Origin of the sequence: Pseudomonas sp. HR96 (genome assembly GCF_034059295.1) — a bacterium.
In the GTDB taxonomy this organism is placed as follows: domain Bacteria; phylum Pseudomonadota; class Gammaproteobacteria; order Pseudomonadales; family Pseudomonadaceae; genus Aquipseudomonas.
Genome location: NZ_CP139141.1, coordinates 4,914,666 through 4,936,964, shown reverse-complemented (window position 1 = coordinate 4,936,964; position 22,299 = coordinate 4,914,666). Strand labels below are relative to the sequence as shown.

21 protein-coding genes are annotated in these 22,299 nt (G+C 64.7%); 5 read left to right on the top strand and 16 right to left on the bottom strand.

Annotated features, from left to right (window positions below; genetic code table 11):
• Positions 1-4 precede the first annotated feature (4 nt).
• The 11 genes from gcvH to gap form a co-directional block, all read right to left on the bottom strand.
• Positions 5-382, bottom strand: a complete 378-nt coding sequence (gcvH, locus tag SFA35_RS22130; protein WP_320572684.1) for a glycine cleavage system protein GcvH — start codon at positions 380-382, stop codon at positions 5-7.
• A gap of 245 nt (positions 383-627) precedes the next feature.
• The gene (locus tag SFA35_RS22125) at positions 628-2,136 is read right to left on the bottom strand and encodes a sigma-54-dependent transcriptional regulator (RefSeq protein ID WP_320572682.1); all 1,509 of its coding nucleotides are present in this window, start codon (positions 2,134-2,136) and stop codon (positions 628-630) included.
• Positions 2,137-2,198: 62 nt separating this feature from the next.
• Complete coding sequence (locus tag SFA35_RS22120; protein ID WP_320572680.1) at positions 2,199-2,879, bottom strand: RES family NAD+ phosphorylase; 681 nt, start codon at positions 2,877-2,879, stop codon at positions 2,199-2,201.
• Entirely contained in the window at positions 2,879-3,295 is a 417-nt protein-coding gene (locus SFA35_RS22115) for an MbcA/ParS/Xre antitoxin family protein (RefSeq protein WP_320572679.1), read from the bottom strand. The genes SFA35_RS22120 and SFA35_RS22115 overlap by 1 nt, the downstream gene beginning before the upstream one ends.
• Positions 3,296-3,376: 81 nt before the next feature.
• On the bottom strand, positions 3,377-3,733 hold the full coding sequence (locus SFA35_RS22110; RefSeq protein WP_320572677.1) for a DUF5064 family protein: 357 nt from the start codon (positions 3,731-3,733) through the stop codon (positions 3,377-3,379).
• Between the two features lie 105 nt (positions 3,734-3,838).
• Complete coding sequence (locus SFA35_RS22105; protein ID WP_320572675.1) at positions 3,839-5,977, bottom strand: methyl-accepting chemotaxis protein; 2,139 nt, start codon at positions 5,975-5,977, stop codon at positions 3,839-3,841.
• Between the two features lie 102 nt (positions 5,978-6,079).
• Positions 6,080-6,481: a YbaN family protein gene (locus SFA35_RS22100; RefSeq protein ID WP_320572674.1), complete on the bottom strand. Its 402-nt coding sequence runs from the start codon at positions 6,479-6,481 to the stop codon at positions 6,080-6,082.
• A 70-nt stretch (positions 6,482-6,551) separates the two neighbouring features.
• Positions 6,552-7,154, bottom strand: coding sequence for a biliverdin-producing heme oxygenase (locus SFA35_RS22095; protein WP_320572673.1), 603 nt, complete (start codon positions 7,152-7,154; stop codon positions 6,552-6,554).
• A 48-nt stretch (positions 7,155-7,202) separates the two neighbouring features.
• Complete coding sequence (locus SFA35_RS22090) at positions 7,203-9,506, bottom strand: TonB-dependent hemoglobin/transferrin/lactoferrin family receptor (RefSeq protein ID WP_320572670.1); 2,304 nt, start codon at positions 9,504-9,506, stop codon at positions 7,203-7,205.
• A gap of 122 nt (positions 9,507-9,628) precedes the next feature.
• Positions 9,629-10,144 carry a sigma-70 family RNA polymerase sigma factor gene (locus tag SFA35_RS22085; protein WP_320572668.1) on the bottom strand — a complete coding sequence of 172 codons (516 nt, stop codon included), beginning with the start codon at positions 10,142-10,144 and terminating at the stop codon, positions 9,629-9,631.
• A gap of 149 nt (positions 10,145-10,293) precedes the next feature.
• On the bottom strand, positions 10,294-11,295 hold the full coding sequence (gene gap / locus SFA35_RS22080; RefSeq protein WP_320572665.1) for a type I glyceraldehyde-3-phosphate dehydrogenase: 1,002 nt from the start codon (positions 11,293-11,295) through the stop codon (positions 10,294-10,296).
• A 274-nt stretch (positions 11,296-11,569) separates the two neighbouring features.
• Here gap and edd point away from each other — a divergent pair, with 274 nt between their 5' ends.
• The 4 genes from edd (at position 11,570) to SFA35_RS22060 (ending at position 16,581) form a co-directional block, all read left to right on the top strand.
• Entirely contained in the window at positions 11,570-13,399 is a 1,830-nt protein-coding gene (gene edd, locus SFA35_RS22075; RefSeq protein ID WP_320572663.1) for a phosphogluconate dehydratase, read from the top strand.
• Positions 13,396-14,352 (top strand): glucokinase, encoded by a 957-nt coding sequence (locus SFA35_RS22070; protein WP_320572661.1) that lies wholly within the window; start codon positions 13,396-13,398, stop codon positions 14,350-14,352. The genes edd and SFA35_RS22070 overlap by 4 nt, the downstream gene beginning before the upstream one ends.
• Positions 14,353-14,429: 77 nt before the next feature.
• A complete protein-coding gene (locus SFA35_RS22065; RefSeq protein ID WP_320572658.1) occupies positions 14,430-15,152 on the top strand; it encodes a response regulator transcription factor in 723 nt (240 codons plus the stop codon).
• The gene (locus SFA35_RS22060; RefSeq protein ID WP_320572656.1) at positions 15,136-16,581 is read left to right on the top strand and encodes an ATP-binding protein; all 1,446 of its coding nucleotides are present in this window, start codon (positions 15,136-15,138) and stop codon (positions 16,579-16,581) included. Before SFA35_RS22065 ends, SFA35_RS22060 begins: the two co-directional genes overlap by 17 nt.
• Here SFA35_RS22060 and SFA35_RS22055 read toward each other — a convergent pair.
• The gene (locus SFA35_RS22055; protein ID WP_320572654.1) at positions 16,578-17,657 is read right to left on the bottom strand and encodes a polyamine ABC transporter substrate-binding protein; all 1,080 of its coding nucleotides are present in this window, start codon (positions 17,655-17,657) and stop codon (positions 16,578-16,580) included. The two genes, SFA35_RS22060 and SFA35_RS22055, sit on opposite strands and share 4 nt — an antisense overlap.
• A gap of 243 nt (positions 17,658-17,900) precedes the next feature.
• Between SFA35_RS22055 and SFA35_RS22050 the strand changes: the two genes are divergently transcribed.
• Positions 17,901-18,284: an OmpA family protein gene (locus tag SFA35_RS22050; protein WP_320572652.1), complete on the top strand. Its 384-nt coding sequence runs from the start codon at positions 17,901-17,903 to the stop codon at positions 18,282-18,284.
• Positions 18,285-18,350: 66 nt separating this feature from the next.
• Here SFA35_RS22050 and SFA35_RS22045 read toward each other — a convergent pair whose 3' ends face one another.
• Genes SFA35_RS22045 through SFA35_RS22030 form a run of 4 tightly spaced genes read right to left on the bottom strand, consistent with a single transcriptional unit; the run spans position 18,351 to position 22,252 of the window.
• Positions 18,351-19,319, bottom strand: coding sequence for a peptide ABC transporter ATP-binding protein (locus SFA35_RS22045; protein WP_320572650.1), 969 nt, complete (start codon positions 19,317-19,319; stop codon positions 18,351-18,353).
• On the bottom strand, positions 19,319-20,287 hold the full coding sequence (locus tag SFA35_RS22040; protein WP_320572648.1) for an oligopeptide/dipeptide ABC transporter ATP-binding protein: 969 nt from the start codon (positions 20,285-20,287) through the stop codon (positions 19,319-19,321). Before SFA35_RS22040 ends, SFA35_RS22045 begins: the two co-directional genes overlap by 1 nt.
• A gap of 10 nt (positions 20,288-20,297) precedes the next feature.
• Entirely contained in the window at positions 20,298-21,230 is a 933-nt protein-coding gene (locus SFA35_RS22035; protein ID WP_320572646.1) for an ABC transporter permease subunit, read from the bottom strand.
• Between the two features lie 11 nt (positions 21,231-21,241).
• Positions 21,242-22,252, bottom strand: coding sequence for an ABC transporter permease subunit (locus tag SFA35_RS22030; RefSeq protein WP_320572644.1), 1,011 nt, complete (start codon positions 22,250-22,252; stop codon positions 21,242-21,244).
• Between the last annotated feature and the right edge of the window lie 47 nt (positions 22,253-22,299).

Here is a 22,299-nt window from a genome sequence, read left to right as displayed (position 1 = left end):
GTCCTCAACCTGCGGCGCTGATCAGATTATCGTAGGCCTGTTGGTCGAGAAGTGCGTCGACCTCGGCCGGATTGGCCGCCACGAAACGGAAGAACCAGCCACGCCCCAGTGGGGAGTCGTTGACCAGTTCGGGGGTGTCGTCGAGGGCAGGGTTGACCTCGACGATCTCGCCGTCGAGCGGCATGTTGATGCTGCTGGCGGCCTTGACCGATTCCACCACCGAGACTTCGGCGTTGCGGGTGTAGCGTGCCAGCTCCGGCAATTGCACGAACACCACGTCGCCCAAGGCCTCCTGGGCGAATGCAGTGATGCCTACCGTGTAGCTGCCATCGGCTTCGGCGCGCAGCCATTCGTGTTCGGCGGTGAATCGCAACTGGCTCATCAAGACTCCTCAAAGGCCCGCTCGGCGTGGCGGGCAACGGCATAATTGCCGGGATAGTTAGCAAGTTCGTTGCCAAGTCGTTGAAAGCAATGGATGTGGGCGCGCGGCCGCCATCGTCGGAAGCGGGCTGTAATGAAATCGCTACGGGTTGTGGGGCCATCACCGTCGATGGCACGCATCGGGGCGACCCCAGGGGTGTGTAAAGGATTCGATACGGTGTAGTCAAATCCATACAGTCAAGTGGACTAGCGCTCCCCTGGAATCCCGTATTTGCGCAACCGATTGGCAATCGCCGTGTGCGACGTCTGCAACCGAGCCGCCAACTGCCGGCTGGAAGGATAGTTGACGTAGAGCTTTTCCAGCAGGCCGCGTTCGAAATCGTCCACTGCCTGTTCCAGGCTCGACACCTCTGCGTCGCTCTGACGAGCCACCGCGGTGCCGGCGATGTCGAGGTCGCCGATATCGACCAGGCTGCTGTCGCTGATGGCGGCGGCGCGGAAGATCACGTTCTGCAATTGGCGCACGTTGCCGGGCCAGCGGTTGCCGAGCAGTGCCGGGTAGGTGCCGGGCGCCAGGCGGCAGACCGGGCGCTGGATCTGCGTGCACGCCTGCTGCATGAAATAGCGCGCCAGCAGCAGGATGTCCTGGCCGCGCTCGCGCAGCGGCGGGACCTCAAGGTTGAGCACATTGAGCCGGTAGAACAGGTCTTCGCGAAAGCTGCCTTCGGCGACCATCTTCTCGAGGTTGCGGTGGGTGGCGCTGAGGATGCGCACATTGACCTTGACCTCACGGTCACCGCCCACCCGGCGAAAACTGCCGTCATTGAGAAAACGCAGCAATTTGGCCTGCAGATAGGGCGACATCTCGCCGATTTCGTCGAGAAACACTGTGCCCTGGTTCGCCAGCTCCATCAGCCCCGGCTTGCCCCCGCGCTGGGCGCCGGTGAAGGCGCCGGGGGCATAGCCGAACAGCTCGCTTTCGGCGAGGTTCTCCGGCAGCGCCGCGCAGTTGAGTGCCAGGAACGGCGCGCCATGGCGGCTGCTGATGGCATGGCAGCCGCGGGCGACCAGCTCCTTGCCGGTGCCGGTCTCGCCCTGGATCAGCAATGGCGCATCCAGGGTCGCCACTCGCTGGGCCCGAGCCTTGAGCGTGCGGATGGCCGGCGATTCGCCGAGCAGCGAGTCGAAGCCTTCGGCGTGATCATGGTGCAGGGCGGCCAGACGCTCGCCCATGCGGTTGGGCGGGTAGAGGGTGAGCAAGGCGCCGGCATCGGTGATCGGGGTGGCGTCCAGCAGCAGGGTCTGGCCATCGAGCGTCACCTCGCGCAGAGGCAGGCGAAAGCCCTGTTCGCGCAACGCTTGCAGCAGGGAGGGTTCGGCAAACAGTTGTGCCAGCGACTCACCGGCCGGGTCGCGACCGCACAGGGCCAGCAGCGCCGGGTTGGCCAGCAGCACATGGCCGGCGCTGTCCACCGCCAGCACCGGGTCGGTCATGGCTGCCAGCAAGGCATCGAGCTGCAGGTGCCGGCGCTGACCCGGCAGGATGTCGACCACCGTCACCGCCTGCACGCCGCGCACGCCGAACAACGCCTCGCGCAGCTCGTCCAGTACCTGCGAGCTGAGTTCAGGGGCATCGATGTAGACGTTGGGGGGAACCATCTCCACCGCATCCAGGTTGAGGTTGCGCGCGCCGAGCAGGGCCAGGACTTCCTGGGTGATGCCGACTCGATCGATGAAGCTGACGTGAATGCGCATGAAGGCGTGGCGAAGTTCTGGTGGGCGGAGGCGGGCAGTATGAGGCAGGCAGGTGCAGCAGGCTATTGGCTGGTGTACAGGTGGACCTCCAGCACGTGCAAAAAGCGCTGGGCCTTGCCGTCCCAGCGGTAGCGAAAATGCGCACCCTGCACCGGCAGGCTGACGGCGGGTGGCCGCAAGGCGGCGACGCATTCGGCACCGGGCGAACGCACGCTGCGGTACAGCAGGCCCCAGGCCCCGGTTTGCCGCAGGTCGCGGGCCAGTTGTTGGCAGCGCCCATAGGTGGCGGGGGAGGGATCGTGCAGGGCGGCGCGCCTGCGCACGTCGTGCATGGGCTTTACCACCTGGTTGATGTAGCTGCGCATGGTGACTTCGATGCTGTCTTCACAGGTGGCGCGCCAGAAGGCTTCCTGGTGATAGCGCGTTTCGGCAATGGCCGCCTCCAGGCTGCTGGCGCAGTAATAGACGCCGTAGCTGCCGTCGGTGAATCGGCTGGGCCGACCGATATGGGTAAAGGCTGCCATCACCGCCGTCGACCCCGGGCCGCTGACCCGATCAGCCGGGGCCACGCGCTGCAGCGAACCGGCTTGATCACGCAGCCGATCGTTGGTCATGGCCTCGATCAGAAAGGCGACTTCCAGGTCTTCGGGGTCCAGGGTGTCCTCGAAGATATCGATCGGTGGGAAGGCGCTGTTGATGATGCGGTAGGCGTTGTCCCATCCTGGGAGCAGCGGGGCTGCCATCAGCCGCGCACGCCGTCGAGGTAGCGACGCACGTCGCTCAGGTCCACCACGCGCCCGGCCAGCATGTAGTCCAGCGCCGACTGGCCATTGAACGGGGCGGCTTGATTGGCCTTGTGCACCCATTCATAAGCGCGCTCCGGCTGATTGCTGAAGAGGATGCGCAGCGCCTTGTGAATGCCCATGAGATAGGAAATGCGCTCGAGGGTGTCCTGTGGCAGGCGCACGGCAGGCTGCTTCTTCCAGTTGAAATAAGTGGAATTGCCGATGGCACCGAGCAGTTTGCGCTGCTGCTCGACATTGCACTGCCACAGCTCCATCAGCTGGAAGAAGAACTTCAAGGCGACCCGCCCGGCATCGCCGCCTTGCAGGTCGCTGGCTTGCAGGTCAGCAGGGGAGGCGTGGGCGAGATGCGGCATGGGCTTCTCCTGGGAGGATGGACCCAGCTTACTCCTTGTATGGATTAAAACAACCAGCGCATCTATATCTGGATGTTGCACTCAGCGGATGTGCTGCGGTTGCATCGGTTCGCCACTGCGCAGGTCGAGCTGCTGGCGCACGTCGGCAAACATCGCGTCGTACTGGTGGTGCTCGATCAACGGCAGCGACTGGCTGGCCGGCAGGCCATGCTTGCGGGCGCTGCGGTCGACCTTGCTGGCGAAGTTGAAGGCGCTGTCGCGGGGCAGCTGGAACTGATCTTCGAAGGCCTTGCCAGCAATGCTGCCGCTGAGCTTGAACAGCATGCAGCTGCCTTCTACCGGGTCGGTGCAGGTTTCGTAACGCAGGTCGATGCTGTAACTCACGTCGGGTTTGGCGATGGCGGTGTGAGTAATGTGCAGGTGGCCAGGTTCGAACATGTTGAGCGCTCCGGGGTTTGTGGCGGTCAGGGGTAGACCGCCACGCACCGGGGATGATCCCTCGATCACGGTAGTTTCATGCGCGAGGCGCCCAGGCGGGCGCGTTCACACCCGGAACTGATCCATTAGGCGCATCTGCTGCGTCGCCAGGGCGTTGAGCTGGCTGCTCACCTGGGCCGATTCGGTGGCCTGGCCGGTCAGGGTTTCGGTGACCGTACGGATCGCAGAGACGTTGCGGTTGACCTCTTCGGCCACGGCGCTCTGCTGTTCGGCGGCGCTGGCGATCTGCAGGTTCATGTCGCTGATGACCGTCACCGCGTCGCTGATCTTGCCCAGCGCCTGCACCGCATGTTGAATCTGCCCGGCGTTGTCCTGGGCCTTGCTCTGGCTGGAGTGCATGGTCTGCACCACGCCGCGGGTGCCGTTCTGGATGCGCTCAATGACCAGGCGGATCTCCTCAACCGAGTCCTGGGTGCGCTTGGCCAGGTTGCGCACTTCATCGGCGACCACGGCGAAGCCTCGGCCGCTTTCGCCAGCACGGGCGGCTTCGATGGCGGCGTTGAGCGCGAGCAGGTTGGTCTGTTCGGCGATCGAGCGGATAACTTCCAGCACCGAGCCGATCTGCTCGCTGTTGACCGCCAGCTCTTCGACCTCGGCGACCGCCTTGCTCACCTCTTCGGCGAGCAGGGTGATGTCGCGGGTACTGCGCTCGATGATGCTCATGCCGTCGCGGGCCGACTGGTCGGCGCCGCGCGCGGCGCTGGCCGCGTTGGAAGCGCTGCTGGCGACATCCTGGGCGGTGGCGCTCATCTCGTTGGAGGCGGTGGCCACCTGGTCGATTTCGCGGAACTGCACCTGCATGCCGTCACTGGTCTGCCGCGCGATCTCCGAGGACTGATCGGCAGTGGCGCGGGCCTCGGTGATGCTTTGCTTGATCTGCGCGATGGTCGGCTGAAGCTTGTCGAGGAAGCGGTTGAACCAGCTCACCAGTTCGCCCAGTTCGTCCTGCCTGGCGTAGTGCAGGCGCTGGGTGAGGTCGCCGTCGCCGCTGGCGATGGCCTTGAGCATGGCGGCCACGCCGTTGATTGGCCGGGTCACGCCCGAGGCGGTCAGCCACAGCAGCAGCAGGCCCACCAGGCCGGCAACGGCCGCCACCAGCAGCGCCTTGAGTGTGCCGCTGGTCTGCGCGTCATCGAGCAGGGCCTGCAGTTTGATCGCGTCGGCCAGCAGCACCTGCTGCGGCAGGTCGATGATCACGCCCCAGGGTTTGCTGCCCGGCAACAACTGCACCGGGTGCACGGCGCGAATCGTCTCGCCCTGCTCGATCACGCTGGCATTGCCGGAGGCCAGCAGCTGCTTGATCTGTGCCGCTTCGCTGGCGATCACCTGGTCGATCTTCTTGCCCATGCTGGCGGCGTCCGAGCTGTTGGCGGCGATCACGCCGGTGCCGGAGACGATGAGCATGTGCCCGGCGCCGCCGAACAACTCGCTCTGAGCCTTGACCGCAGCGCTCTGCAGGGAGTCGAGGGCGGTGTCGATACCGATCACGCCGATGACCTTGCCGTCCACGCGAATGGGCAGCGAGGTGGTGGTCATCAGGATGGTCTGGCCGCCGATGGTGTCGGTGTAAGGCTCCAGCATGCAGGTCTGGCCAGTATCTTTCGGGCAGGTGTACCAGCTGTTGTACGCCGCGCCGCTGATGCCGACATCGGTCTTGACCAGGTCCGCCTGCTCGATGGGCTGGTTGTTGGCGGTGCCGTCGGGGCGGGTCCAGTAGCTGGCAAATTGGCCATTCTGGTTGCCGCCGTGGGGCAGGTCGTTGAGGAAATCGGCGTCGTGGCCGTCCAGTGCATCAGGTTCGAACACCAGCCACACGCCCAGCACGCCCTTGTTGCGTTCGAAGGCTGTGTGCAGGGCGTTATTGAGGTCTTCGCGCAGCACGGCCGGGGTCAGGCTGCGGCGGTTCGCAGCGCTGCGCAGGTCGAGCACCTGGTCGGCCAGGGCAGTGACCACCAGCAGGCTGTCGCCGAAGGTCTTCTGCATGACGGCGGCCTTTTCGGCGGCCTTGGCATCGAGCAGCTTGTCGACGCTGCTGGCCAGCATCTGCTGGCTGGAGCTGCCGACCAGCAGGTTGCTTTGCCGGGTCTGCCAGATGTTCATGGCGACGATGGAAGTGACCACGGCCAGCAGGCAGAGCCCGGCCAGGAGCACGATTTTCAGGCGAATTGAAATAGATTGAAACATGCTGTGGCGCTCGCGAACGGATGATGGACGGCGCGAGTCAGTCAGCTGCGCCCCGCCAAATCCTTCTAGCGTGAGAGCGCATCGGCGTGGCCGGATGAAACTTTAGTCAGCCGCGACCACCTGCTCGGGTCGCGACCAGATCCACAGGTTGACCATTACCATGCAGGCGATGGCGGTGAACAGGAACCAGTGGTGGGGCAGGGTGAACCACATCACCACCGCGCAGACCAGCATGCTGAGGGTGGCGCTGAGTTTGGCCTTGCGCGGGATGACCCGGCCGTTGCGCCAGTTGTGCAGCAAGGGGCCGAACACTCGATGGTTTTCCAGCCAGGCGCTCAGGCGCGGCGAACTGCGGGTCGCCGCCCAGGCGGCGACCAGGATGAACTCGGTGGTGGGCAGGCCGGGCACGACGATGGCTATCAGGCCGATCGCCACGCAGGTGTAGGCCAGGATGGCATAGAGCACCCGGGCGAGTTTGGAGCGTTGAGGTGTTGGATTGTCCATGGCGCCGTTGCATCGAAAGCGTTCACCGGGGCGCGAAGCCGCCCCGGTGTATCCCGTTGGCCGGGACAGGTCAGACGGTTTCCGGTTGCCCGGCGTAAGTGTGGCGCAAGAGTACCTGCAGACGGGAGAAGGCGTCGATGACGGCTTGATCGGCTTCGGCTTCCTCGGCGGCGGTGAAGGGCAGCGCGTCGAAGACCTGGTTGAAGGCCTTCCAGGCAGGCATGCGACCGCCCTCGGGCTCGGCCAGATGGCGCGCACCGAAGTCCTTGTCCAGGCCCAGGGCATTGGCCCGCTTGATGAGGATGGCGGCGCCCAGCTTGGAGCCTTCGGAGACGCGGATCCAGGTCAGCGCCTGGGCCTGGCTCAGGTTGCTCGGTGCACCCGCAAGCTCTGCCGGCACGGGCACGCCGAGGTCGGCAAGGTCGGCCAGTGCTGCGTCGGCGCGGCAGCGCCCAGGCAGGTCGGGAAAGATCGCCACCAACGCCGGGTCCTGGTACAGGGCCTTGAGTTGGGACTGGAAGAGGTACTGCATCTGCAAGAAATGACCGTAGCTTTCCCGGCTGTCGAAGGGCGCGTAAGCGGCCACGGCATGCTCGAGGCTGTCGTGCAGGCTCTGGCTGAGGGCGCGCAGGCGGGCGGAGCGGGGCTGGGCGGTAGTGTTTTCGGTGGTCATGCGGTCTTCCTGAATTGAGTGGGTCATGCGTACAGGGTGGCAGGCAGGTCAGATGTCCCACACCACGTTGAGCGAAAAGTTGCGGCCCGGCTGGGTCAGGCGATCGAGGTTGGCCGGCGCCAGCATGGAGGCCTCGCCAACCCCGTCGTAGCTGCGCACGTCGTCCCACAGCCAGTATTTCTTGTCGGTCAGGTTGTACAGCCCTGCGTTGAGGGTAATGTCATCGCGCACTTTATAAAAGCCGGTCAGGTCAAGCAGGCCAAAGCCGGGTGTCCTGAACTGCCGGCTGGCGCCGTCCGGGGCGAAGAAGGTGGTGTCGTCGACACGGGTTTTCTTCTGCACCAGGGTCCAGCTGAGCAGGCCGCCGTACTGGCGCTGTTCGTAGCCCAGGCCGAGCACGCCGGTCAACGGGTTGATGCTGTTGATCGGCTGGCCGTTGTCGTCGTTGCGACCACGAGCCCAGGCCAGCGAACCGCGGCCATAAAAGCCTTCGGCTGCGCCGAAGTGGTCGAGCTCGACCCGGCCCTTGAGCTCGGCGCCGAAGATGGTGGCGTGGTCGATGTTGTTGCTCTGGAAGGTGACCTGGTCGGAGCCGGCTGCCACGGCGTCTTCGTTGATGAAATTGCGGTATTGGTTGTAGAACAGCGCCAGGTCGAAGCTGCCGGCGTCGAATTGGCCGCGCAGGCCGGTCTCGAAGCTCTGGCTACGTTCGGGCTTCAGGCCGGGGTTGGGCTCGACGATGTACTCCGGGTTGCGGCTTTCGAAGCGGCCGAACAGCATTTTTGCCGTGGGCGTACGAAAGCCCTGGCTGTATTGGCCATAACCGGTGTAGTGCGCATCGAAGGCGTAGGTCAGGCCCAGGCGTGGGGTGAAGCGGTGCCATGTCTTGCTGTCGTCGTTGATCTGGGCGTCGCCCTTGGGATCGACGGTGCGCAGGAATTCGTCGGTGATGCGCGGCGCCATGCGTGTGTAGTCGTAGCGGGCGCCGGGCAGCAGGGTCCACTGGTCCCAGCTGATCTGGTCCTGGGCGAACAGGCTGGCGGTGTAGACGGTAGGGTCGGGGAAGTCGCTGGACCTTTGCAGGCGGTCCTGCGGGCTGTCCGCGCCCACGACTCGGCAGCTTCCCAGCACCACCAGGCAGTTGCCGTAGCCGCTGCGCAGGCCGGTGACCTGCTGACGCTTGAGGGTCGCGCCGTAGGTCAGCAGGTGCTGGCTTTCGCCAACCTCGAAGGCTTTGTCCAGCTGCCCGTCGAGGGTCCACAGGCGTTCCTTGTACTCGGTATCGCGCACCCGCAGCACTTCGCGGCTGAAGGGCACCGAATAGTGCTCCTCGGTGTGCTGGTCGGTCTTGGCGATCTGGTAGTTCAGGCTCCATTTGCCGCGGTCGGCCAGCATCGAGTCGAGGGTGAAGTCCTGATTCAGGCCGAAGCGCTCGCGGCTGACGGTGTCCCACGCCTGGCGGCTGCGGTACATGTTGCGCCCGACACCGCCGGCAAAGGGCCCACCCACCGCGCTCTTCTGGCTGGAGTGGCGGTCGTCGTCATATTTTTCATAGGTCAGGCCCAGGCGCGCGTCGTCGGCGTAGTTCCAGCCGGCCTTGGCCAGGACATTGGTGGTGCGCGCCTGCAGCGGGTTGGCTGCGGTACGGCCCAGGCCGGTGCTGCCGATGTCGCCGTAGGACTCGGTCTCGCGGCCATTGCGCTGGCTGAAGTGCAGCAGGCCGTCGAAGACCTCGCTGCGCCCGGCGAAAGTGCCCGAGGTCAGGTTGCTGTTGTCGGCGGAGTTGTAGCCGGTCTTGAGCCGCGCGCCAGTGTCCTGGCCCGGCTTGATGATGTCCTCGGGGTCGAGGGTGAAATAGCTGACCGCCCCGCCAATGGCGTTGCTGCCGTACAGCACCGAAGCCGGGCCGCGCAGAATCTCCACGCGCTTGACGATCTCCGGGTCGACATAGTTGCGCGAGGTTTGCGCGTAGGGGCCGCTGAAGAAGCCATTGGGCACCTCGACGCCGTCGATTTGGGTCAGCACGCGATCGCCGTCGATGCCGCGGATGTTGTAACCGCTGGTGCCGCTGCGCTTGCCGGCGCCGCCGACCGAAACGCCTGGCTCGTGGCGCACCAGGTCGTGAAGGTTGTGCACGTTGTCGCGGTCGAGCGCCTCGCGGTCGGTCACGGTAACGGTGCTCGGTACCTTGTCGACGGACTCGGCCTGGCGGGTGGCGGTGATAGTGATGGGCGCCAATGTGCTCATGGCGGAGTCGGCCTGGGCGATGGCTGCGGGCAGGGCGATCGAGACCGCCAGGGCGAGTACGGACAGCCGATGTGGGGTAGGGCGAAACGGTGAAGCACAAGGCATCGAAAGACGCTCCCTGACTTGCAAATTATAGTATTGCAAATAATTTCCAAATGCGAATCATTTGCGTTGGCTATAACTAGACGAGTGAAGCGCGGCCATCGCGTAAAAATAAACTCAGGCATTCATGCCTCCAGGCGCTGGGCGATGCAGGCGCACAGCGCGCTGATCAGCTTGAGCTCCTTCTGCACCGTGCTGGGCGAGACCTGAAGCTGGCCGGCGATTTCCTGATAGCTGCAGTCGTGCAGGCGGTTGAGCACGAAGATGCGCTGCTGGCGTGCGGTCAGGCCGGCCAGGCTGTGGCTCAGGCGGCGCAGGGTGCGCTCGGCGTGGGTGGCACGCTCGGGGGAGCTGGCGGGCTGGGCGATATTGAGCAGCACTTCATCGGCAATGCCGTCGACCAACGTGCGCTCACGCCGCTTGCACCCGCGCAGATGATCGCGGGCCAGGTTGCGTGCGGTCTGGTAGAGAAAGGGTTCGAGGTGCTCGACCGGCCCCTGGGCGAGCGCCCGCGCCACGCGCAGGTAGGTGTCCTGGAGCAGGTCTTCGGCGGTGCTGCGGCTGCCCACCATGCGCTGCACAGTGCGCAGCAGGCACTGACGTTGCTGTTGGAAGAGGGTGGTGAAGGGTACAGAGGTCACGAGCGGGCACCGACCGAGCGAAAGGCCGATGATAGTGTTTCCCTGTCAGGCAGGGGGCAATGGGACTATTCCGAGATGTGTCTGGCCCGGCTGGGCGCATGGCCCCCCACGCCGGGCAGGAGTGGCCCCGAGGCCACTCCCGCAAGCCCCTACTGCGCGTTGACCAGCGCCAGGCAGTTGTCCAGCATGCGGTTGGAGAAGCCCCACTCGTTGTCATACCAGGCCATGACCTTGACCAGCTTGCCGTTGGTCTTGGTGTGGTTGGCGTCGAAGATCGACGACAGCGGGTTGTGGTTGAAGTCGATCGAGACCAGCGGCAGGGTGTTGTAGCCCAGCACCTTGGAGGCTTCGCTGGCCTGCTTCATCAGCGCGTTGATGTCGGCGGCGCTGACCTGCTTGCTGACATTTAGGGTCAGGTCGACCAGCGATACGTTGATCACCGGTACCCGGACCGCCATGCCGGTCAGCTTGCCAGCCAGCTCCGGCAGGACCAGGCCGACGGCTTCTGCCGCGCCGGTCTTGCTCGGAATCATCGATTGGGTGGCCGAACGCGCCCGGAATGGGTCGCTGTGGTACATGTCGGTCAGCACCTGGTCGTTGGTGTAGGCGTGGATGGTGGTCATCAGGCCTTGCTCGATGCCCAGCTCGCGGTGCAGCACCTGGGCCACCGGGGCCAGGCAGTTGGTGGTGCACGAGGCGTTGGAGATGATCTGGTGCGACTGGCGCAGCACTTCATGGTTGACGCCGTAGACCACGGTGGCGTCGGCGCCCTTGGCGGGGGCCGAGATGATGACCTTGCGCGCGCCGGCAGTCAGGTGGGCGGCAGCCTTCTCGCGGTCGGTGAACAGGCCGGTGCATTCGAACACCACGTCGATCTGCTGGTCTTCCCAGGGGAGCTCGGCCGGGTTGCGAATGGCGGTGACGGTGATACGGTCATTGTTGACGATCAGGCCTTCCTGGTCGTGGTCGACCGTACCGTCGAAGGTGCCATGGACGCTGTCGTATTTGAGCAGATGGGCATTGATGGCGCTGTCGCCCAGATCGTTGATGGCGACGACCTGCAGGTCCTGACGGTAGCCTTGGGTATAGAGTGCACGAAGGACGTTGCGGCCGATGCGACCGAAGCCGTTGATAGCGATGCGAAGAGTCATTAGTGATACCTGCTGTCAGATTGGTGATGTCCCCGGAGGTTCGAGGCCAGGACATGGCGGTCACGGAATCTGTTTTGTTGTTGGAATTACAAGATTATTCGCATAGAAATAGAAAACAAGCCTTTTTAGTGGCAATATTTTGTTTTATCTACAACGAGCGACCGGTACGTCGTCAATTTGTCGAGTCTTTGAACGCCCACTTGTTCACCTCGGGCGCCCAATGGCAGGTTGAGCATAGACGCAGAGGTCGCCTCCCATAGCCTGGAGTTTTCCCATGCATCCCCGCGTTCTTGAGGTCACCGAGCGACTGATTGCCCGTAGTCGCGATACGCGTCAGCGTTATTTGCAACTCATCCGGGGTGCCGCCAGCGATGGCCCGATGCGCGGCAAGCTGCAATGCGCCAACTTCGCCCACGGCGTGGCGGGCTGCGGCAGCGACGACAAGCACAGCCTGCGCATGATGAATGCCGCCAACGTCGCCATCGTCTCCACCTACAACGACATGCTCTCCGCCCACCAGCCCTATGAAACCTACCCCGAACAGCTCAAGCAGGCCCTGCGCGAGATCGGTTCGGTCGGCCAGTTCGCCGGCGGCGCGCCGGCCATGTGCGATGGCGTGACCCAGGGCGAGGCCGGCATGGAACTGAGCCTGGCCAGCCGCGAGGTGATCGCCCTGTCGACGGCCGTGGCGTTGTCGCACAACATGTTCGATGCTGCGCTGATGCTGGGTATCTGCGACAAGATCGTTCCCGGCCTGATGATGGGGGCCTTGCGCTTCGGCCATCTGCCGATGATCTTCGTGCCGGGCGGGCCCATGCCGTCGGGCATCTCCAACAAGGAAAAAGCCGACGTACGGCAGAAGTACGCCGAAGGCAAGGCGACTCGCCACGAGCTGCTGGAATCGGAGATGAAGTCCTACCACAGCCCGGGCACCTGCACCTTCTACGGCACGGCCAACACCAACCAGTTGCTGATGGAGGTCATGGGCCTGCACCTGCCGGGCGCCTCCTTCGTCAACCCGAATACGCCGCTGCGCGACGCCCTGACCCGCGAGGCGGCGTACCAGATCACCCGCCTGACCAAAATCAGCGGCGAAGGCTTCACCCCGATCGGCGAGATCGTCGACGAGAAGGCGCTGGTCAACTCTATCGTGGCGCTGCACGCCACCGGGGGTTCGACCAATCACACCCTGCACATGCCGGCCATCGCCATGGCCGCCGGGATCATCCTGACCTGGCAGGACATGGCCGACCTCTCCGAGGTGGTGCCGACCCTGTGCAACGTGTATCCCAACGGCAAGGCCGACATCAACCACTTCCAGGCTTCGGGCGGCATGTCGTTCCTGATTCGCGAGTTGCTCGATGCCGGTCTGTTGCACGAAGACGTCAACACCGTGGCGGGGCGTGGCCTGCGCCGTTACACCGAAGAACCCTTCCTGGTCGACGGCAAGCTGGTGTGGCGCGACGGCCCCACCGAGAGCTTCGATGAAAGCATCCTGCGCCCAGTGGCGCGGCCGTTCTCCAGTGAAGGCGGCTTGCGCGTGATGGAAGGCAACCTGGGTCGCGGGGTGATGAAGGTGTCCGCCGTGGCTGAACAGCATCGCTTTGTCGAGGCCCCGGCCATCGTCTTCGAAGACCAGCAGCAACTGGCCGATGCCTTCAAGGCTGGCGAACTGGAGAAAGACTTCGTCGCCGTGATGCGCTTCCAGGGGCCGCGCTCCAACGGCATGCCCGAGCTGCACAAGATGACCCCGTTCCTCGGCGTGTTGCAGGACCGAGGCTTCAAGGTGGCGCTGATCACCGACGGCCGCATGTCGGGCGCTTCGGGCAAGATTCCGGCGGCCATTCACGTCAATCCCGAGGCCCACAGCGGCGGGCCGCTGGCTTTGTTGCAAAATGGCGATATCATCCGCGTCGATGGCGTCAACGGTACCCTTGAGGTGCTGGTGGACGCCGCCGAACTCAACGCACGTACCCCCGCCATCGGCACCCTGGCCAACGGCGTGGGTTGTGGGCGCGAGCTGTTCGGTTTCATGCGCGTGGCCTTCAGCTCGGCGGAGCAGGGCGCCAGCGCCTTTACTTCCGCTCTTGAGGGTTTGAAATGAAACTGGCGCTGGTCGGTGATATCGGTGGAACCAACGCGCGCTTCGCGCTGTGGGAAAACCAGCAGCTGCACTCGGTACGGGTTTTCCCGACCGCCGACTACAGCAGCCCGGAGCAGGCGATCGGCATCTATCTGGGCGACCTGGGGCTGCCACCTGGCAGCGTCGGCTCGGTGTGCCTGGCGGTGGCCGGCCCGGTGGACGGCGACGAGTTTCGCTTCACCAACAGCCATTGGCGCCTGAGCCGCATAGCGTTCTGCGCGACGCTGAAGGTCGACGAGCTGCTGCTGATCAACGACTTCACGGCCATGGCGCTGGGCATGACCCAGCTCAAGGACGGTGAATTCCAGACCGTCTGCCCAGGCAAGGCCGACCCGCTGCGCCCGGCCGTGGTCATCGGCCCTGGCACCGGCCTGGGCGTCGGTACCCTGATCAATCTCGGCGACCAGCGCTGGATGGCGCTGCCGGGCGAGGGCGGTCACGTCGACCTGCCGGTGGGCACGGTCCGCGAGGCACAGCTGCGCCAGGCCATCAGCGATGAGATCGGCCACGTCAGTGCTGAAACCGTACTTAGCGGTGGCGGCTTGCTGCGCCTCTATCACGCGGTGTGCAAGGTCGACGGTCATCAGCCGGTGCTGCAGAACCAGGCCGAGATCACCAAGGCCGGCCTGGCCGGTGACCCGGTGGCGCGCGAAGTGATCGACCAGTTCTGCCGCTTCCTCGGCCGCGTGGCTGGCAACAACGTGCTCACTGTGGGCGGCCGTGGTGGCGTGTACATCGTGGGCGGGGTGATTCCGCATTTTCTCGAGCTGTTTCTGCAAAGCGGCTTCGCCGACAGCTTCGGCGACAAAGGCTGCATGAGCCATTACTTCGGCGGCATTCCCGTGTGGGTTGTGACTGCCGAGTTCTCGGGGCTGCTGGGTGCAGGTGTCGCCTTGCAGCAAGGGGCTCGCTAGGCGTTTAATCTGCGTTGAAAATACTCGCGGCGCGCCTCTGCGCTGCGGGTGTTCAACCAGAATAAAAAAGGACGCCCATGAGCACTGCCGGCAAGTCGATACTGCTGGTCGACGACGACCAGGAAATCCGCGAGCTACTGCACACCTACCTGACCCGGGCGGGCTTCGCCGTGCGCACCACGGAGGACGGCCGCAGCTTTCGCGAGGCTCTCAATGAGGCGAGCGCCGACCTGGTGATCCTCGATGTCATGCTTCCCGACGAAGACGGTTTCAGCCTGTGTCGCTGGGTGCGCCAGCATCCGCGCCAGGCGCAGGTGCCGATCATCATGCTCACCGCCAGCTCCGACGAGGCCGACCGGGTCATCGGCCTGGAACTGGGCGCCGACGACTACCTCGGCAAACCCTTCAGCCCCCGCGAACTGCAGGCGCGCATCAAGGCCCTGCTGCGTCGCGCGCAGTTCGGTCAGGAGCGCAGCGGCGGTGAGATCATCGCCTTCGAGGACTGGCGGCTGGATATCGTCAGCCATCGGCTGTTCCACACCGACGGCGAAGAAGTATTTCTCTCCGGGGCCGACTTCGCCTTGCTCAAGCTGTTTCTCGACCACCCCCAGCAGATCCTCGACCGCGACACCATCGGCAACGCCACCCGTGGCCGGGAGCCGATGCCGCTGGACCGCATCGTCGACATGGCGGTCAGCCGTCTGCGCCAGCGTCTGCGCGACACCGACAAGCCGCCGCGGCTGATCCGTACGGTACGCGGCAGCGGTTACCTGCTGGCAGCCCATGTTGCCACTGCTTAAGCGCCTGCCGGTGCCGCGCTCGCTGCTCGGGCGCATGCTGCTGTTGACCTTGCTGGTGGTCAGCCTCGCCCAGGGGTTGTCCAGCGTGATCTGGGTCTCGCAGCTGCGCGCCACCGAGCTTGAAGGCGTGGTCACCAGCGCGCGTAGCCTGGCCCATTCGATGGGGGCCAGCGTCAGCTATTTCCGCTCCCTGCCACTGGCCTACCGGCCCCTGGTGCTGGACCAGCTGCGCAGCATGGGCGGCACGCGCTTCTTCGTTTCGCTCAACGACAAGCCGCTGGACATGCGCGCGTTGCAGGAAACACCGCGCAAGCGCGCGGTGACCCAGGCGGTGGAACAGGTACTGCGCGAGAAGCTCGGCGCCGACATGGACATCCTGGTCACCTTCGTCAGCCCCAGTGACCTGCGGATCTTCAACAGTGGCCTGAAACTCGACGAGTTGCCGCGCTCCTGGGCGCACTACGCGCTGACCCTGGAGCCGGTCAACCCGCCGGTACTGGTCACGCAGATTCAACTGGCGCCCGCTGAATGGCTGTACATCGCCTCGTTGCTGCCCGAGCCCTACACCAGCCTGGAGGAAGAAGGCCTGCCGACGCAGCAGGTGGGTTTCATCGTCATGACCAGTGCGTTTCTGCTGCTGTTCATCGGCCTGCTGGTGCACTGGCAGAGCCGCCCGCTCAAGCGTCTGGCGCGGGCGGCGCGGGACATGTCGCTGGGCGCGGTGGTGGAGGAGCCGCAGGTGGAGGGCGGTGGCAGCGAGGTGGTCGAGGTGGGGCGCGCATTCAACGCCATGCGCGAGCGCATCAGTCGCTACCTGACCGAGCGCAGCCAGTTGTTCAGTGCGATATCCCACGACCTGCGCACGCCCATCACGCGTCTGCGCCTGCGCGTGGAACTGCTCGAGGACGAGCAGGTGCAGGCCAAGTTCAGCCGCGACCTCGACGAGCTGGAGCTGCTGGTCAAGGGGGCGCTGCAGTGTGTGAAAGACACCGACATCCACGAGAACATCGAGCCGGTGGACCTCAACGGATTGATGCACCACCTGATCGAGCCGTTCCTGGCCAGCGGCCGGGTGACCCTGCATGGCGCCGCGCGGCGGCCCTACCCGGGCAAGCCGCTGGCGCTCAAGCGCTGCATCGGCAACCTGGTGGACAACGCGCTCAAGTACGGCAACACCGCGCACCTGTTCGTCGAGGACAACCGCCATGCGTTCGTCCTGCACGTCGATGATGAAGGCCCCGGGGTGCCCGAACAGCGCCTGGAGCAGGTGTTCGAACCGCATTTTCGCCTGGCCGGGCAGCAGCAGGGCTACGGCCTGGGGCTGGGCATCGCGCGCAATATCGCCCACAGCCATGGCGGCGAGGTGACCTTGCAGAACCTGCGTGACGGCGGCCTGCGGGTGACCCTGGTGCTGGCCCGCGGCGGCTAGCTGCCGTCGCGTATGTGCTGCCACACCTGGCTGCGCAGAACATAAATCTCCCGTGGCAGGGGCTCGAGCGTGAAAAGTTTGCTCATCAGCTGGCTGTTGGGGTAGATCTTCGGGTCGGCCTTGATGGCCGGGTCGACCAGCTCGTCGGCGCCTTCGTTGCCATTGGCGTAGCGCACATGGTTGGTGATGTTGGCGATGACCTGTGGTTCGAGCAGGTAGTTCATGAAGGCGTAGGCAGCCTTGGGGTCGGGTGCGTTGGCCGGCATGGCGACCATGTCGAACCACAGCGCGGAGCCCTCGCGGGGTACCGAATAGCCGATATCCAGGCCATTGTGTGCCGCCCGGGCACGATCTTCGGCCTGCAGCACGTCGCCCGAGTAGCCGATGGCCACGCAGATACGCCCGTGGGCGAGGTCTTCGATGTATTTCTGCGAATCCAGGTAGCGCACGAAAGGCCGCGCCGTGAGCCACAACGCCTGGGCCTTGAGATAGTCCTCGGGGTTGGTGCTGTTGGGCGGCAGCCCTAGATAATTGAGCGCGATGGGGATCAGGTTGGCCTCGCTGTCGACGATGGCCACGCCGCAGCGCTTGAGTTTGCTCAGGTATTGCGGCTTGAAGATCAGGTCCCACGAGTCTACCGGCGCATCGTCGCCCAGGGCGCTGCGCAGGGCCGCGCGGTCGTAGCCGATGCCGGTGCTGCCCCACAGGTAGGGGAAACCGTAGCGGTTACCAGGGTCGCTGTTGTCCAGCACCCGCAGCAGGATCGGGTTGAGGTATTTCCAGTTCGGCAGCTGGCTGCGGTCCAGCGGCTGCAGGTCGGCGCGCTGGATCTGCCGGGTCATGAAATGAATGGAAGGGAAGACCACGTCGTAGCCCGAGGCCTGGGTGCGCAGGCGGCTGTCGAGGGTTTCATTGGTGGAGTAGAGGTCGTAGGTGGGGTGCACGCCGGTGTCATGCTGGAAATTGGCCAGCGTGTCGGGTGCGACGTAATCGGCCCAGTTATAGACCCTGACCGTCTCGGCCGCAGGGGCGAGGCAGGGGACCAGCAACAGTGCAGCGACGACCTGACGGAGCATCTGTGACTTCCTGGGCGGCAGCGTGGCTCGAGCTTCGAATCTACAGTGCTGGCCCTGTTGCGAGCAAGGTTGCGCGAGTCGGCAGGGTCGATATGGCCGTGATGTGCCAAGCGTGATGGTCCAATGTCGGCCATCAACAAATCAAGGGCCACGGTCTAGGCCAGCAACTGAATAAGAGTTTCGCCAATGGCGGCCTGCAGTAGGCGGGCGCCTACTGGGGTCTCCTCTCCTGGAGAACTTGCGATGAAAACGCCTGAAACTGCCAGCCATTCCCTGCCGCGCGAGCGTAAAGCCAGTCCTGATCTTGTGGTGTATTTTGCTGCCGAATCGGCGGATCTGTCCGTCGAGGCGCAGGCCTTGCTGCTGAAGATCATCGACACTGCGAAGACCTCGGTGGTTACCCTTGATGGGCACTCCGACGATAGTGGCGATGGGAGCTATGACATGGCCGTCTCGGACCGACGCAATGCGGCGGTCTGGCGCTTCATGTTCATGGCGGGCGTGCCGCAGAACAATATTCACCGCGAATCGTTCGGGGCTCAGCGTCCGGCAGGCGACAATGCCACCGAAGCAGGTCGGGCGCTCAACCGGCGCGTGGAACTCAGTCTTTATCCTGTGGCAGCCTGATCACACTGGCCAGGTAGCCTTTCGAACGCTGCGCCCCCTCCCACAGCAGGGAGGGGGCTGGAGCGACTACAGAAACTGCTCGGCGTAGTGGCACGCCACCTGCCGTGTATCGACCTGGCGAAACTCCGGAATCTCCGTGGCGCAGCGTTCGGTCGCATAGGGGCAGCGCTTGTGAAAGGCGCAGCCGCTGGGCGGGTTGAGCGGGTTGGGCAGTTCGCCGACGATCTTGATCTTTGGCTTGAGCGGGTCCGGCTTGATGGTCGGCGTGGCCGACAGCAGCGCCTGGGTATAGGGGTGCAGCGGACGCGTATAGAGGTCCTCCTTGGGGCCCATCTCCGCCGGGCGGCCGAGGTACATCACCAGCACGTCGTCGGCCACATGGCGCACTACGGCCAGGTTGTGCGAGATGAACACGTAGGCGGTGTTGAACTCCTGCTGCAGGTCCATGAACAGATTGAGCACCTGGGCCTGGATCGACACGTCGAGCGCCGAAGTCGGCTCGTCGGCCACCAGCACCTTGGGTTGCAGCATCATCGCCCGGGCCAGAGCGATACGCTGGCGCTGGCCGCCGGAGAACATGTGCGGGTAGCGCTGGTAGTGCTCGGGGCGCAGGCCCACCTGCTGCATCATCGCCTGCACTTTGGCGCGGCGCTCGGCCTTGCTCAGGGTGGTGTTGATCAGCAGCGGCTCGCCCAGCTGGTCGCCGATCTTCTGCCGCGGGTTGAGTGAGGCATAGGGGCTCTGGAACACCATCTGCACATCACGGCGCAGTTGCTTGCGCTCATCCCTGCTGGCGCCTGCAACTTCCTGGCCGGCGATTTTCAGCGAGCCGGACGATGGCTCCTCGATCAGCGTCAGGGCGCGGGCCAGGGTCGACTTGCCGCAGCCGGACTCGCCGACCACGGCCAGGGTCTTGCCGGCCTGCAGTTCGAACGACACGCCGTTGAGGGCGCGCACCAGCGCGTGGCCCTTGAACAGGCCCCGGGAAACTTCGTAGTGACGGGTAAGGTCGCGGGCGGTCAGAACGACGCTCATTACGCCACCTCCTGATTGAGCGGATAAAAGCAGCGCGCGAGGCTCTGCGCCTTGGGGTCCAGCGCCGGGCGCTGGCTGCGGCAGTTGTCCTGCACGTAGGGGCAGCGGGGCGACAGCAGGCAGCCTTGCGGCCGATCGTAACGGCCGGGGACGATGCCGGGCAGGGTGGCCAGGCGCTCGGCCCCCTCGCTGTGCTCGGGAATGGCCATCAGCAAGGCTTCACTGTAGGGGTGCGCGGGGATGTCGAACAACTGCGGCACCTGGCCCACTTCCACCGCCTGGCCGGCGTACATCACGCAGACGCGCTGGGCGGTTTCGGCGACCACGGCAAGGTCGTGGGTGATCAGGATCAGGCCCATGTTCTGCTCTTGCTGCAGGCTGAGCAGCAGTTCCATGATCTGCGCCTGGATGGTCACATCGAGCGCAGTGGTCGGTTCGTCGGCGATCAGCAGCTTGGGTTCGCCGGCGATAGCCATGGCGATTGCCACGCGCTGGCTCATGCCGCCGGACAGTTGATGGGGGTAGGCGTCCAGGCGACTCTCGGCCGCCGGGATCTCGACCTTTTTCAACAGTTCCAGAGCGCGCTGGCGCGCCGCCTTGCCGGACATGCCCAGGTGCTGGCGCAGCACTTCCTCGATCTGAAAGCCCACGGTGTAGCTGGGGTTCAGCGCAGTCATGGGGTCCTGGAAGATCATCGCCAGGTCCTTGCCGACCACCTTGCGGCGCTGGCGGGCGTTGAGCTTGAGCATGTCGTTGCCGTCGAAGCGCAGGGCATCGGCGGTGACGATGCCGGGGGCGTCGATCAAGCCCATCAGGGCCATCATGGTCACCGATTTGCCCGAGCCGGACTCGCCGACGATGGCCAGGACTTCGCCTTTTTCCACGCTCAGGTCGAGACCATCGACCACCGGCACGGCTTTGCTGTCGCCGAAGCGAACGTTGAGATTCTTGATTTCAAGCAGTGACATGGGAATCTCCTCAGGCGGCGTTCTTGAGTTTCGGGTCCAGCGCATCGCGCAGGCCGTCGCCCATCAAGTTGATTGCCAGCACGCTGAGCAAAATAGTCAGGCCGGGCAGACTCACCACCCACCAGGCGCGTTCGATGTAGTCGCGGGCCGAGGCCAGCATGCTGCCCCATTCGGGGGTCGGCGGTTGCACGCCCAGGCCCAGGAAGCCCAGGGCCGCAGCGTCGAGAATGGCCGAAGAGAAGCTCAAGGTGGCCTGCACGATCAGCGGCGCCATGCAGTTGGGCAGCACCGTGATGAACATCAGGCGCGGCAGGTTGGCCCCGGCCAGGCGCGCAGCGGTCACATAGTCGCGGTTCAGTTCGCCCATCACCGCAGCGCGGGTCAGACGCACGTAGGACGGCAGGGAGACAACGGCGATGGCGATCACGGTGTTGATCAGGCCAGGGCCGAGGATGGCGACGATCGCCACGGCCAGCAACAGCGAAGGCAGGGCCAGCATCACGTCCATCAGGCGCATGATCGACGGGCCGAGGATACGCGGGAAGAAACCGGCCAGCAGGCCCATGAGGATGCCCGGAATCAGCGACATCACCACCGACGACAAGCCAATCAGCAGCGACAGCTGCGAGCCCTGGATCAGCCGCGAGAGCAGGTCGCGGCCCAATTCGTCAGTGCCCAGCAGAAACTGCCATTGGCCGCCTGCCAGCCACACCGGCGGGGTCAGGGTGAACTCGCGATATTGGTGGATGGGGTCATGGGGCGCGACCCAGGGGGCGAACAGGGCGCAAAAAACGATCAGCACCATGAAGGCCAGGCCAGCGACTGCGCCCTTGTTCTTGGCGAATGCCTGCCAGAATTCCTTGTACGGTGACGGATACAGCAGGCTCTGGTCGACGGTGGCGGCAGCCGGGTTGGCGCCCGCAACAGGGTTGGGAGTACTCATGGATCAATTCCTCAGCGCTGATGGCGGATGCGTGGGTTGGCCAGGCCGTAGAGAATGTCCACGACGAAGTTGACCAGGATCACCAGGCAGGCGATCAACAGGATGCCGTTCTGCACGACAGGGTAGTCACGAGCGCCGATGGCCTCGATCAACCACTTGCCCACGCCGGGCCAGGAGAAGATGGTTTCGGTCAGTACCGCACCGGCGAGCAGGGTGCCGACCTGCAGGCCGAACACCGTCAGCACCGGAATCAGCGCGTTGCGCAGGCCGTGCACGAACACCACGCGGGCCGGTGACAGGCCCTTGGCGCGGGCGGTGCGCACGTAGTCTTCGCGCAGCACTTCGAGCATCGAGGAGCGGGTCATGCGGGCGATCACCGCCAGCGGGATGGTGCCCAGCACGATGGCCGGCAGGATCAGGTGACGCAACGCGTCGAGGAACGAGCCTTCTTCGTCGCTGAGCAGGGTGTCGATGAGCATGAAGCCGGTCTTGGGCTCGATGTCGTAGAGCAGGTCGATGCGTCCGGACACCGGGGTCCAGCCCAGGCTCACCGAGAAGAACATGATCAGGATCAGGCCCCACCAGAAGATCGGCATCGAGTATCCCGCCAACGAGATACCCATGACCCCATGGTCGAACAGGGACCCTCGCTTGAGGGCCGCGATCACCCCGGCCAGCAGGCCGAGGATGCCGGCGAAGACCAGCGCGGCGATGGACAGCTCCAGGGTGGCCGGGAACAACGTCTTGAACTCGGTCCAGACACTGGTGCGGGTACGCAGGGATTCACCCAGGTTGCCATGGGCGAGGTTGCCGACATAGTCCAGGTACTGGGCATACAAGGGTTTGTTCAAGCCTAGCCGTTCCAAGGCCTGCGCATGCATCTCGGGGTCGACGCGACGTTCGCCCATCATCACTTCGACGGGGTCGCCGGGTATCAGGCGTATGAGCGCAAAGGTCAACAAGGTGATGCCGAAGAAGGTAGGGATAAGCAATCCCAATCGGCGGGCAATAAAGCTAAGCATTGTGGGGGGGTACCTCGGTTCATCGGCCGGTCAGGCAAGTCGCCCAA